Annotated in this window: 16 protein-coding genes; 14 read left to right on the top strand and 2 right to left on the bottom strand. The window is 45.7% G+C overall.

Annotated features, from left to right (window positions below; genetic code table 11):
* Positions 1 to 80: 80 nt before the first annotated feature.
* The 5 genes from kefG to DPF91_RS18590 all read left to right on the top strand — a co-directional run bounded on the left by kefG (position 81) and on the right by DPF91_RS18590 (position 4,485).
* Positions 81 to 686: a glutathione-regulated potassium-efflux system ancillary protein KefG gene (kefG, locus tag DPF91_RS18610; protein ID WP_117235951.1), complete on the top strand. Its 606-nt coding sequence runs from the start codon at positions 81 to 83 to the stop codon at positions 684 to 686.
* A gap of 1 nt (position 687) precedes the next feature.
* A complete protein-coding gene (gene kefB, locus DPF91_RS18605) occupies positions 688 to 2,487 on the top strand; it encodes a glutathione-regulated potassium-efflux system protein KefB (protein ID WP_117235950.1) in 1,800 nt (599 codons plus the stop codon).
* Positions 2,488 to 2,492: 5 nt separating this feature from the next.
* Positions 2,493 to 2,699, top strand: coding sequence for a YheV family putative zinc ribbon protein (locus DPF91_RS18600; protein WP_117235949.1), 207 nt, complete (start codon positions 2,493 to 2,495; stop codon positions 2,697 to 2,699).
* A 110-nt stretch (positions 2,700 to 2,809) separates the two neighbouring features.
* A complete protein-coding gene (gene slyD / locus DPF91_RS18595) occupies positions 2,810 to 3,376 on the top strand; it encodes a peptidylprolyl isomerase (RefSeq protein WP_117235948.1) in 567 nt (188 codons plus the stop codon).
* A 131-nt stretch (positions 3,377 to 3,507) separates the two neighbouring features.
* Entirely contained in the window at positions 3,508 to 4,485 is a 978-nt protein-coding gene (locus DPF91_RS18590) for an isoaspartyl peptidase/L-asparaginase family protein (RefSeq protein WP_117235947.1), read from the top strand.
* A gap of 66 nt (positions 4,486 to 4,551) precedes the next feature.
* On the opposite strand, the gene DPF91_RS18585 is transcribed toward DPF91_RS18590, so the two are convergent.
* Complete coding sequence (locus DPF91_RS18585; RefSeq protein WP_117235946.1) at positions 4,552 to 4,782, bottom strand: SlyX family protein; 231 nt, start codon at positions 4,780 to 4,782, stop codon at positions 4,552 to 4,554.
* 110 nt (positions 4,783 to 4,892) lie between these two features.
* The gene (locus tag DPF91_RS18580; RefSeq protein WP_117236034.1) at positions 4,893 to 5,867 is read right to left on the bottom strand and encodes a WD40 repeat domain-containing protein; all 975 of its coding nucleotides are present in this window, start codon (positions 5,865 to 5,867) and stop codon (positions 4,893 to 4,895) included.
* Between the two features lie 168 nt (positions 5,868 to 6,035).
* Between DPF91_RS18580 and fkpA the strand changes: the two genes are divergently transcribed.
* The 9 genes from fkpA to DPF91_RS18535 form a co-directional block, all read left to right on the top strand.
* Positions 6,036 to 6,809 (top strand): FKBP-type peptidyl-prolyl cis-trans isomerase, encoded by a 774-nt coding sequence (gene fkpA, locus DPF91_RS18575; RefSeq protein WP_117235945.1) that lies wholly within the window; start codon positions 6,036 to 6,038, stop codon positions 6,807 to 6,809.
* Positions 6,810 to 6,998: 189 nt separating this feature from the next.
* The gene (locus DPF91_RS18570; protein WP_117235944.1) at positions 6,999 to 7,721 is read left to right on the top strand and encodes a helix-turn-helix transcriptional regulator; all 723 of its coding nucleotides are present in this window, start codon (positions 6,999 to 7,001) and stop codon (positions 7,719 to 7,721) included.
* Positions 7,718 to 8,110, top strand: coding sequence for a sulfurtransferase complex subunit TusD (gene tusD, locus DPF91_RS18565; protein WP_117235943.1), 393 nt, complete (start codon positions 7,718 to 7,720; stop codon positions 8,108 to 8,110). The genes DPF91_RS18570 and tusD overlap by 4 nt, the downstream gene beginning before the upstream one ends.
* Positions 8,107 to 8,463: a sulfurtransferase complex subunit TusC gene (tusC, locus tag DPF91_RS18560; protein ID WP_117235942.1), complete on the top strand. Its 357-nt coding sequence runs from the start codon at positions 8,107 to 8,109 to the stop codon at positions 8,461 to 8,463. Before tusD ends, tusC begins: the two co-directional genes overlap by 4 nt.
* A 9-nt stretch (positions 8,464 to 8,472) precedes the next feature.
* A complete protein-coding gene (gene tusB, locus DPF91_RS18555) occupies positions 8,473 to 8,754 on the top strand; it encodes a sulfurtransferase complex subunit TusB (protein WP_117235941.1) in 282 nt (93 codons plus the stop codon).
* 197 nt (positions 8,755 to 8,951) lie between these two features.
* Complete coding sequence (gene rpsL / locus DPF91_RS18550; RefSeq protein ID WP_004399892.1) at positions 8,952 to 9,326, top strand: 30S ribosomal protein S12; 375 nt, start codon at positions 8,952 to 8,954, stop codon at positions 9,324 to 9,326.
* A gap of 117 nt (positions 9,327 to 9,443) precedes the next feature.
* Positions 9,444 to 9,914, top strand: a complete 471-nt coding sequence (gene rpsG / locus DPF91_RS18545) for a 30S ribosomal protein S7 (RefSeq protein ID WP_009843437.1) — start codon at positions 9,444 to 9,446, stop codon at positions 9,912 to 9,914.
* Between the two features lie 166 nt (positions 9,915 to 10,080).
* Positions 10,081 to 12,177, top strand: a complete 2,097-nt coding sequence (gene fusA / locus DPF91_RS18540) for an elongation factor G (RefSeq protein ID WP_117235940.1) — start codon at positions 10,081 to 10,083, stop codon at positions 12,175 to 12,177.
* 148 nt (positions 12,178 to 12,325) lie between these two features.
* Positions 12,326 to 12,597 (top strand): GTP-binding protein (locus tag DPF91_RS18535; protein WP_241033858.1); only part of this gene is annotated, 272 nt, incomplete at its 3' end.

Here is a 12,597-nt window from a genome sequence, read left to right as displayed (position 1 = left end):
GAAATACCGTGCTAGTGTCGATCATACTGGAAATTAGGTTATGATGCAGAAAAACGACAATAAAAAATTGGAACTCATGGATGAGTAAAGAGATATTTCGCCCAACGCCCTCATTGGAAAACCCGTCAGTTAAGCCGCGCATTCTCGTCATTGTGGCTCACCCTGAGCCAACCACCTCGGTGGCAAACAAGGTGATGCTCAAAAAGATCGGCGCTCTTGAGCATGTGACCATCCATGACCTTTATGCAAACTACCCCGATTTCTTCATTGATGTGAATTATGAACATGAGCTGTTGTTGCAGCACGATGTCATTGTTTTTCAGCACCCCCTTTACATGTACTCTTGTCCCGCGCTGTTGAAGGAGTGGTTTGACCGAGTACTAGGAAAAGGTTTTGCTTTTGGTGAAGAGTCTGCTCTTGCAGGGAAGTATTGGCGCAGCGTTATTACGACCGGTGGTAATGAAGAAGCCTTCGCGGAGGATGGCTACAACAAATACCCTCTTGAGCAAATCCTACACCCTTTCGAACTGACCGCAGCCTTGTGTCGTATGACTTGGATTGAGCCTCTGGTTCTCTACTGGGCTCGTAATGTCAGTGAGTTAGATCGCTATCAGCATGCGGAGTTGTATCGCTCTTGGTTACTCGACCCGCTATCAAATATTGAACACTCGGAGCAAGGTGACTGATATGGCTCTAGAGAGTGACTTTCTACAAAGCAGCGTTATCTTTTTGACTGCAGCGGTGGTGGCAGTCCCTATTGCTCAGCGTGCTGGTTTAGGCTCTGTTTTAGGCTATTTGCTGGCAGGTGTAGCTATAGGACCATGGGGGCTTGGCCTTATCAGCGACGTTGATGCCATTCTGCATTTTGCTGAGTTTGGTGTAGTGCTGCTGCTATTCTTGATCGGTTTAGAGCTCAACCCTAAGAAGCTCTGGCAAATGCGGGGCCCCATTCTCGGGCTCGGTGGTGCGCAGGTTGTGATATCGACGGCATTAATTGCGGCCTTCATTAATATGCTTGGCTTTAGCTGGCAGATGAGTGTGGTCGTGGGAATGGGGTTAGCGCTCTCTTCCACCGCAATTGCCCTAAAAGTCATTGATGAGCAGGGACTATCGGGTTCTGAAGCTGGGCAGTCTGGTTTTGCCGTCTTGTTGTTTCAGGATATTGCTGTTATCCCAATGCTAGCCATGTTGCCACTGTTGGCAGGCAACACCAGTGGGGACTGGCTCAGTGCAGTCTATATGCTAACAGGGGTCATTGGGCTTTTGGTCGGTGGTCATTTCTTGCTTCGTCCATTGTTCCGATATGTAGTGATGAGTGGTGTTCGTGAGCTCTTTACTGTCGCTGCGCTACTGCTTGTCGTTGGTATCGCGCTATTGATGCAGAAGCTTGGTCTTTCTATGGCGCTGGGTACTTTCCTTGCTGGGGTACTATTAGCTGAGAGTGAGTACCGTCATGAATTAGAGATTGCAATTGAGCCTTTTAAGGGGTTATTGCTAGGTCTGTTCTTCATTGCGGTTGGTATGGCTGTTAACCTTGGATTGATTTGGTTACAGCCACTCGATGTATTAGCAGCCGTTGTTGGCTTAGTGGTGGTCAAAGGGTTAATCCTTTACGTGCTGGCGCGACTCATGGGCACGCGTGCTAAGGCGCGAAGTAAAATGGCCGCGATTTTGAGTCAGGGTGGTGAGTTTGCATTCGTTATCTTTACCGCGGCGAGTTCACAAGGTCTCTTGCAGGCGGAGCAAACGGCGTTCTTACTGGTGGTGGTGAGTTTATCCATGGTGACGACACCGCTGCTGTTAAACGGGCAGAAGTGGTGGTTCTCTCGTAGCCTTAATCCAACGGTAGAGACTCCAAGCAATAGCGACATGGTTGACCGTAGACCTAGGGTGATCATCGCAGGCTTTGGTCGATTTGGTCAGATCATTGGTCGATTAATGTATGCCAACAAGATTCGAGTAACGATCTTAGAGAGTGATCCTAGTCAGGTGCAGCTGCTTAAAAAGTTTGGTTACAAGGTTTTCTACGGTGATGCAACGCACCTTGATTTACTCAGAGCATCAGGGGCCGATAAAGCAGAAGCCATTATTATCTGTAATAACTCTCCGGACCAAGTCATAGAGACGGTAGAACTCTGCCAACAGCACTTCCCAAATCTTAAGATAATGGCACGTGCGCGCAGCCGCGTAGAAGCGTATCAACTCTTAAGCTTAGGTGTAGACCTTTATTCCCGAGAGACATTTGATAGCGCTCTAGACTTGGGTAAGCAGGCGTTAATTGAGTTGGGTATGCACCCTTATCAAGCCACGAGAGCTCAGGCACACTTTAGAAAGCTAGACAATAGTATGCTGCAGGAGCTAATACCTCAGCACAACGAAGATAAGGATCTCTCCTTACGAGCAAAAGAAGCACGTAAAGAATTGGAAGAGATCTTCGATAGAGAAATGGAAAACGACAGTCAGTCCAAGAATTACTGGGAGCGATAGACTAAATGAAGAAGCGTTTTATTGCCGGAGCAAATTGCCCAAGCTGTAGCGAGCAAGACACACTTCGCTGGTGGATTGAAAACAACATCGAGTGGGTAGAGTGTGTCGAGTGTGAGTTTTTGGAACAGCGTGAGCCTAAAGCGATTGAAGAAAAAAATAACGTACCAAAACAAGCTGCTACAAATATGATCGGTATTTTTAAGCCCGAATGATTGGGATTCGTTAATTCGCCCCCATATACTCGGGTAGACAAGATTATTCGCTAGGGCTTTTTTCCTATGGGAAACCTAAAGCTCTAGAACTATCCCTCCTTGGAGTAACTATGAAAATTGAAAACAACTTTGTAGCTAGCCTAGCTTACCAAGTGAAAACTGAAGACGGTATCGTTGTCGATCAATCAACAGTTGAAGCACCTCTAGATTACCTACACGGCCACAACAACCTAATCACTGGCCTTGAAAAAGAGCTAGAAGGTAAAGTTGCGGGTGACAAATTCACAGCAACAGTTTCTCCAGAGGATGCATACGGCGAACACAACGATGCACTAGTGCAACGTGTTCCTGCTAACGTATTCCAAGGCGTTGACCAAATCGAAGTAGGTATGCGCTTCCTAGCGGATACTGACCAAGGTCCTATCCCTGTAGAAGTTACTGAAGTTGACGGTGACGAAGTCGTTGTTGATGGTAACCACATGCTTGCTGGCCAAACGCTAACATTTGATGTTGAAGTGGTTGCAGTACGTGAAGCAACAGCAGAAGAGATCGAACACGGCCATATCCACCAAGACGGCGGTTGCTGTGGCGGCGATAAAGAAGAAGGCTGCTGTGGTGGTGAAGAAAAAGCTGACGACCACGAATGTTGTGGCGGCGGCGGTTGCGGTTCACACTAATCCGCACAGCGGATTGCTAACCAAGCATCAATAGAATATCTAAAAGCGCGGCTCATTGAGTCGCGCTTTTTTGTGGACATTTCTTACTGAGTATCAGACTCTGTACTGCAGTAAATATTTAGGGATGAAGAATGAGCAAACCATTTTCAATAGCAATCCATGGCGGTGCAGGTACTATCTTGCGTGAACAAATGAGCGAGCAACTTAAAACCGAGATTCTTACAGCGCTAGAGCTATCGGTTAGAGCTGGATATCAAGTATTGCAAGCGGATGGTGATGCCTTAGATGCGGTTGTCGCTGCTGTTAAGGTGATGGAAGACTGTCCACACTTTAATGCTGGCAAAGGCTCGGTATTAACTCATGATGAGTTTGTTGAGATGGATGCCTCTGTAATGCATGGGCGTGAGATGGATGCTGGTGCTGTGGCTGGGGTTCGTCATATTCAAAATCCTATCGAGCTTGCTCGCGATGTTATGCGTTGCAGTGACCATGTATTGATGATTGGTGAGGGAGCAGAGCGATTTGCGTTCGAGCAGGGCTATGCGTATACCGAGCAAGATTATTTCTTTACCGAGCGTCGCTATGACCAATTGCAGTCCATGAAAGAAAAAGGCTTGTTTGCGCTTTCTGAGGCCAAATACGACTCCAATGAAAAGCACGATTCCGAAGCCAAATACCCAGATGACAAAAAGTACGGCACAGTCGGTGCGGTGGCGCTTGACTCACATGGCAATCTAGCTGCAGCAACAAGTACCGGTGGGGTTACCAACAAGAAATATGGTCGCGTGGGGGATTCTCCCATTATCGGTGCAGGTACCATTGCTGAGAATGGAAATGTTGCAGTATCGACCACAGGTATGGGCGAGTATTTCATGAGAAAGATGGTTGCTGGTGATGTTGCTGCGCGGATGCGTTATCTAAAAGAAGATGTCCATACAGCGTGTGAAACCATTATCCAAGGAGAACTCAAAGAGATGGGAGGAGAGGGTGGATTGATCGCAGTAGACACCCATGGTGAACTCCATTTTGCAATGAACAGCTCGGGTATGTACCGTGCAAGTATCGACGTAGAGGGCAAACTAGACGTTAAAATCTACGCCGACGAATAGGATCTTCATCGTTGAGCTTGTGGTGTGGTTAACAGCGCAAGCTCAAATATTCAGTTTTGCTTTGGGTTAGTAATGCGGCGGTGGCGGCTCTTTTGATGGATCAGACATGTTTGAGCCCTCATCCATATTCTTCACTTTACCAACCACATACTTCATTTGATCTTGCATCTTAGCAATCAATAGTTGTTGCTGGGTTAGGGCATCATTGAGTTCTTCAATAGTCTGCTCTTGGAATGCAATCTTACACTCCATATCGTCAATACGTTGTTGCAACGCTTCTACTTTATCATCACTCATATTAGGTTCTGCTTACCAATAGGGCCTTATAGTTTCCAAGACTTATATCTATCTTCCAAGACTCATAGCTTCCAAGACTCATAGCTTCCAAGACTCATAGCTTCTATGGCTTAAAGCTTCCAAGCCTGAGCAATTCCCGCCGAGCTGGCTGAGATAATTCTTTGCTCTGAATCGAACGCAGCATCATACACGACTGCACGCGGAGGGCGAGTATCTTTTAACGGCTCAACATCCCATCGATTAAGTTCATCACCAGTAGAGGTATCCCAGACTTGGACCCTCCCTGAAGGGGTTCCCGTGATCAGCATGGCACCATCATCGGAAAATCGAGCCGTAGAGAAAATAAGCTGGCGTGAAAAAGAACTCAGCTCCGCTTGTTTATTACCAGTTTTGATATCCCATACGTAAGCATCGTTGCCGCCATCAGATGAGAAAGCCAGTTTACCGTCTCTTTGGAAGGCGACTCGGTTGACTCTCTGTGGGTGTTCAAATACATGTAAAGCTTGACCGCTACGGGTATCCCAAAAGTAGGCCTTGTAGTCATTTCCGCCTGTAATGGCATACCGTCCATTGGGAGAGAGGGCCACAGTGTTAACTTTTTCTTGGTGTGCAAGGAACTCTATGCGGCGCCCGGTGACTAAATCGATGAAGATTGCCTTACCGTTGGATAAACCAAGTAACACTTGCTCGCCCGTACTCGCAATATCGACATCGCGAATCAGGCCATCCGAAATAGACCATAAGCCATCGGCTTGACTGATCGTTAGATCCCACACGGCAAAGTTGGTTTGAGTAGCGGTAATCGCGAAGCGACCGTTATCGGATATGCGAATATGTGACACAGAGCTCGCTTGAGCGTCCTGTTCACCTAGGGTAGCAAGTTGTTTTTCTTCTTTTAAGTCCCATAGTAATAACTGCTCCTGTTGTGAGTACAACAGAGCAAATCGACCATCACGACTAAGTGCAAAGCTGGTGGACCCTTTGGGTTCAATCTCCCATCGTTGGTCTTCTTTATCAGAAAAGAAGCAACCATTTAACGTAACGATGACAATACAGCATAAGATTAAATGAGAAATTACACGCATTGGGTGAATCATCCACTGTGGTTATGATCTAAATACTTTTAGCGACACGGAGTTATTCTTGGTGATCGCCCTACGATGTCGCTATATTGGTATAACACATTCAAGTACACCCGTTAACTGATTGGTGTGCAATACAAAATTGGCTAGGCCATTTATTGGAGCAAATTAATGAAATCATTCTTTAAAGTATCTTTGCTAGCAGCAACTGTTGCATTAGCAGTAGGCTGTCAGCAAGAAGAAGCACCTAAAGCTGAAGCTGCAACAGAGCAAGCACAAGAAGCGAAAGCGGTAGTATTCCAGAGCGAAGATGACAAAGCGGCATACGCAATCGGTCTATCTTTTGCTAACTACCTAAGCGCTAGCCTAGATAAGCCAAGCGAGATTGGTATCACTCTAAATAAAGACCTAGTTCTTAAAGGAATTGAAGACGCATTTGCAGAAAAAGGCGAGCTAAACGAAGAAGAAACTCGTGCTGCACTTGAAGCGCTAGATGCGCGCGTTGCAGAAACGATGCAACAACAAGCAGAAGAAAAAGCAGCGGCAACAGTACAAGCGGGTGAAGAATTCCGTGCTGAATTTGAGAAGCAAGAAGGCGTGTCTAAGACTGATTCTGGTCTTCTATATCAAGTAATGACGTCAGCTGAGGGTGATTCTCCACTGGCAACAGATACTGTAGAAGTACACTACAAGGGTACACTAACAGACGGTACTCAGTTTGATAGCTCTTACGATCGTGGTGAGACAGCATCTTTCCCACTTAACCGTGTAATTCCAGGTTGGACTGAAGGCGTACAGTTAATGCAAGTTGGCTCTAAGTACAAGTTCGTTATCCCGCCTGAGCTAGCATACGGCGAGCAAGACACTCCAACTATCCCAGCTAACTCAACACTTGTATTTGAAGTTGAGCTAGTAAGCATCGCTAAAGAAGAAGCGGCGCAATAATCTCAAGGTTTTTAAAACCTGGGGTAATGTCTTAACGTACAAAGCCAATGGGGAGACTCATTGGCTTTTTTGATCATCGCTTTTTTTGATCTAGGGCTACAGTTCTCGCATCTTAATCTGTCGTTAATTTAAACTTTTCTGATAAACTTACATCAATTTGTTGATAATAAGCGCTAAGGCAAGCAAATAATGACAACAACGGAATCCGTGAATACTGACTCGCTGCTTGAGATGGAGTCGGTACATGTAAAGCCTTTCAGTGAGCACGATAAAATCATCTTACGTTCATATGAAGCTGTGGTGGATGGCATCGCGAGCTTGATTGGCCCTTTTTGTGAAATCGTTCTGCACTCTCTTGAAGACCTGAACACGTCAGCAATCAAAATTGCTAACGGTGAAAACACTGGCCGTCAGGTTGGTTCTCCGATTACTGACCTTGCATTGAAAATGCTGAAAGATATCGAAGGCTCAAAGCGTAATTTCTCTCGTTCATATTTTACTCGCGCAAAAGGCGGAGTATTAATGAAGTCTATTACCGTAGCGATTCGTAACGGTGACGATCGAGTGATCGGTTTACTGTGTATCAACGTCAACCTCGATGCACCTTTTTCTCAAGTTCTGCAATCGTTCATGCCAACTGAGGAAGCAAATGAAGCAGCGTCTTCAGTCAACTTTGCAAGTGACGTTGAAGAGCTGGTTGACCAAACGGTTGAGCGCACGATTGAAGAAATCAATGCCGATAAGTCTGTGTCTAACAATACTAAGAACCGTCAGATCGTAATGGAACTCTATGACAAGGGTATCTTTGATATCAAAGATGCGATAAATCGTGTGGCTGATCGCTTGAATATCTCCAAGCACACCGTCTACCTTTATATTCGTCAGCGTAAAACAGAGGATGACGAGAGTTGAGTTTAAACTACACCCTAGTGGTGAATGGTTCAGTATACGGCAGTCAATCAGCTTATAACGCCTATCAGTTCGCTAATGCTGTTATAGAGGAAGGACACAAATTAGTGAGTGTGTTTTTCTATCGCGACGGCGTGAGCAATGGAAGTGCGCTGACTGTACCTGCTAACGATGAGTTTAACTTAGTCAAAGCCTGGCAAGAGCTTGCTCTTAAGCATGATATTAGCCTAGAAACCTGTGTTGCCGCCGCGCTGCGTAGAGGTATCGTTGGGCATGATGAGGCAACTCAGCATAAGCTGGAAGGCGAGAATATAGCGAAAGGCTTTGAGCAAGCGGGACTAGGTAGCCTAGCTGAGGCGATGCTGACACAAGATAGGGTGGTGCAGTTTTGAGTGCGATGACTTTTGTATTCCGCAGTGCGCCACATAGCTCGACAGCTGGGCGAGAGGGTGTGGATGCCTTGCTAGCTGCCTCAGCTTATTGTGAAGACATCTGCGTGATCTTCATGGATGAAGGCGTAAATCAGCTTTTGGTAGGTCAAGATACCACATCGAGTTTGATGAAAGACTATGCGCCAATGTTTAAGCTATTTGATCTTTATGATGTTGAACAGGTCTATGTACATGATGCTTCTCTGCAAGCTCAGGGTATCCAATACGCTGAACTGATTATTGATGCGGAAACAGTGACAACCGAGGAGCTCAAGCTCAAGTTGTCTAGTACCAAGAAAATACTGACGTTTTAGAGGACCGTTATGCTTCATATCGTTAAATCGACCACGGCGTTAAGCTCAGTGTTGCTTTGTCTAGGTGAAAACGATGCTGTTCTATTGTGTGAGCAAGCCGTAACGGCTGCAAATTCTGCGCACCATAACTTTAGTTTGATTGCATCGCATTTAGCTCAAGTCCACCTGCTAGAGTCCGATATTGCCGCTAGAGGGCTCTCTCGACTAATAGACAACAACGTTTCTCAAGTCGATTTTAGCGGCTTTGTGAAATTGACAGAGCAACACACTCAATCGATGACTTGGGATTAATCTACTGGCCATCTGAACTGCAATTAGATGGCTAGAATGCTATTCATCCTTTTTCCTACCAAATAGCCATAAACTGATTAAAAAAGATCCGTTTATTTCCTTGACACACCTCCCATCCCTGAATAGAATTTTGCGTCCCTCATTGCAGGGATAGATTTTTCACAAAGCTTACTTTTAAGTAAATCAGGAGCTAGTTAATGGCAACTATTAACCAGTTGGTACGTAAGCCTCGTGCAAAGCAAGTTGTTAAAAGCAACGTGCCTGCACTAGAAGCGTGTCCACAAAAACGTGGTGTATGTACTCGTGTTTACACTACTACACCTAAAAAACCTAACTCGGCACTACGTAAAGTATGTCGTGTACGTCTAACAAACGGTTTCGAAGTAACTTCGTACATCGGTGGTGAAGGTCACAACCTTCAAGAGCACTCAGTTGTTCTAATCCGTGGCGGTCGTGTTAAAGACCTTCCGGGTGTACGTTACCACACAGTACGTGGTGCACTTGACTGTGCTGGCGTAAATGACCGTAAACAAGGTCGTTCTAAGTACGGTGTGAAGCGTCCTAAGTCTTAATCGTCTTTTCTTTTAAAGAGAAGCGTTAAGTAAGGCCAAACACTAAAATTAATATTAATTTTTGAAGAAACTGTAAAGTTTTGGATAACCTGAAGAATAAGACAACGGAGAAATTCCATGCCACGTCGTCGCGTCATCGGTCAGCGTAAGATCCTTCCAGATCCAAAGTTCAAATCAGAACTGCTGGCAAAATTCGTTAACATCCTTATGGTTGACGGTAAAAAATCTACTGCAGAGAAAATCGTTTACACTGCACTAGATTCAATGGCTGAGAAATCTGGTAAAGATCACTTAGCTGTATTTGAAGAAGCTCTTGAAAATGTTCGCCCTGCGGTAGAGGTTAAATCTCGCCGTGTTGGTGGTTCAACTTACCAAGTACCTGTAGAAGTACGTCCGGTTCGCCGTAACGCACTTGCTATGCGTTGGTTGGTTGAAGCTGCGCGCAAGCGTGGTGAAAAATCTATGGCTCAACGCCTAGCTGCTGAAATGCTAGACGCGTCTGAGAACAAAGGTACTGCGGTTAAGAAACGTGAAGACGTTCACCGCATGGCTGACGCGAACAAAGCGTTTGCTCATTACCGTTGGTAATACCTTTTCAGTGGTGCAAGGTTCCTTGCACCACTTCTTTAGTTCCTATGCGCAAGCTAGGAACTATTGCTATTTCTAGGACCTGTGTTTTTTAGCTCCCAGCTAAATAGTTCTAGTATTAGACATAGCAATAGTCCCTAAGTCTCTAAGTTAAGAGGATTCAACCGTGGCTCGTAAAACCCCTATTGAGCGCTATCGTAATATCGGTATCGTAGCTCACGTAGACGCAGGTAAAACCACTACCAGTGAACGCATTCTTTTCTACACTGGCCTTTCTCACAAAATTGGCGAAGTTCACGATGGTGCAGCAACCATGGACTGGATGGAGCAAGAGCAAGAGCGCGGTATTACGATCACTTCTGCAGCGACCACTACGTTCTGGCGTGGTATGGAAGCGCAATACCAAGATCACCGTATCAACATTATCGATACTCCTGGACACGTTGACTTCACGATTGAAGTAGAACGTTCTTTGCGTGTACTTGATGGTGCCGTTGTTGTGTTCTGTGGTTCATCGGGTGTTGAGCCTCAGTCTGAGACAGTTTGGCGTCAAGCGGACAAATACGGCGTACCTCGCATGGTATTCGTAAACAAAATGGACCGCACAGGCGCAGACTTCCTACGCGTTGTTGAACAAATCAAAGATCGTCTTGGTGCAACCCCTGTTCCAATCCAACTAAACATTGGTGCGGAAGAAAACTTCAAGGGTGTGGTTGACCTAATCAAGATGAAGGCAATCAACTGGAATGAAGCCGACCAAGGCATGACTTTCTCTTACGAAGAGATTCCAGCTGATATGCAAGAGATGGCGGAAGAGTACCGTACTGAGCTTGTAGAAGCGGCTGCAGAAGCATCTGAAGAACTGATGGACAAGTACCTTGAAGAAGGTGAGCTGTCTGAAGCTGAAATTAAACAAGGTCTACGAACTCGTACTCTGAACAACGAAATCGTCCTTGCCACTTGTGGTAGTGCGTTTAAGAACAAAGGCGTACAAGCTGTATTGGATGCAGTTGTTGAATACCTTCCTTCACCGGTTGATGTTCCTGCAATTAAAGGCATTGATGCTGAGGAAAATGAAGTTGAGCGTCACGCCGATGACAACGAACCGTTCTCAGCTCTTGCGTTTAAGATCGCAACTGACCCATTTGTCGGTACATTGACGTTTGTACGTGTTTACTCTGGCGTCGTAGAAAGCGGTAAGACAGCGTACAACTCAGTGAAGCAAAAGCGTGAACGTTTAGGTCGTATCGTACAGATGCACTCAAACAAACGTGAAGAAGTAAAAGAAGTTCGAGCGGGTGATATCGCTGCTATCATCGGTTTGAAAGACGTTACAACAGGCGAAACTCTGTGTGACCAAGACCATAAGATTGTTCTTGAGCGTATGGAATTCCCAGATCCTGTAATTCAGATTGTTGTTGAGCCTGCTTCTCAAGCAGATCAGGACAAGATGACTATCGCGTTAGACAAGCTTGCGGCAGAAGATCCATCATTCCGTGTTGAGTCAGATGAAGAAACAGGTCAAACCCTGATCTCAGGAATGGGTGAGCTGCATCTGGATATCATCGTTGACCGCATGAAACGTGAGTTCAACGTCAACTGTAATGTTGGTAATCCGCAAGTAGCGTACCGAGAAACAATTCGTGGTACAGCAAACGCAGAAGGTAAATTTATCCGTGAATATGCGGGTAAAGGACAATATGGTCACGTATGGCTTAAAATTGAACCTTCAGAAGTTGGCGAAGGCTTTGTCTTTGTTAACGAAATTGACAACGGTATTGTACCAAAAGAGTTTATCGCATCAGTATCGAAAGGTGTTGAAGAGCAGATGAACAATGGTGTGCTTGCTGGCTATCCAGTTTTGGATATCAAAGCTACACTATATGATGGTTCTTACCATGAAACAGATTCAAGTGAGATGGCGTTTACAATCGCTGCCTCGATGGCTTTCAGAACCGGTGCACTTGATGCGCAACCGGTACTGCTTGAGCCTGTGATGAAAGTTGAAGTAACTACTCCAGAAGACTGGATGGGTGATGTTGTTGGCGATATTAACCGTCGTCGCGGCATCATTGAAGGTATGGACGAGGGGACAGCTGGCCTGAAGATAATTCGTGCACAAGTTCCGTTGTCAGTTATGTTCGGTTACGCAACTGATTTGCGCTCTGCGACACAAGGTCGTGCTTCTTACTCTATGGAGTTTAGTGAGTATGCCGAAGTGCCGAACAATGTTGCAAAAGCTATCATTGCTGAGCGTGGTTAATAAACTGGATGCATCTTTCAATAACTTTTTTGGAAGAACAATGCGTCCAAATATTGCGCTAGCGCGAGTTGGCGCATAAAATAGCAATTTCTGGCGCGTCTCGATCAATAATGATCGTGACGAATCATAACTAGGAAGGAACACGATCGTGTCTAAAGAAAAATTTGAACGTACGAAACCGCACGTAAACGTTGGTACTATCGGCCACGTTGACCACGGTAAAACAACTCTAACTGCTGCAATCTGTACTACTCTTTCAAAAGTGTACGGCGGTGAAGCGAAAGACTTCGCATCTATCGATAACGCTCCAGAAGAGCGTGAGCGCGGTATCACAATCGCAACTTCTCACGTTGAGTACGACACTCCAACTCGTCACTACGCACACGTAGACTGCCCAGGACACGCCGATTACGTTAAAAA

Origin of the sequence: Vibrio maerlii, assembly GCF_003415655.1 — a bacterium.
Taxonomy (GTDB): Bacteria; Pseudomonadota; Gammaproteobacteria; order Enterobacterales; family Vibrionaceae; genus Vibrio; species Vibrio maerlii.
The sequence above is the reverse complement of the archived record's forward strand: the minus strand, read 5'-3'. Positions and strand labels throughout refer to the sequence as shown.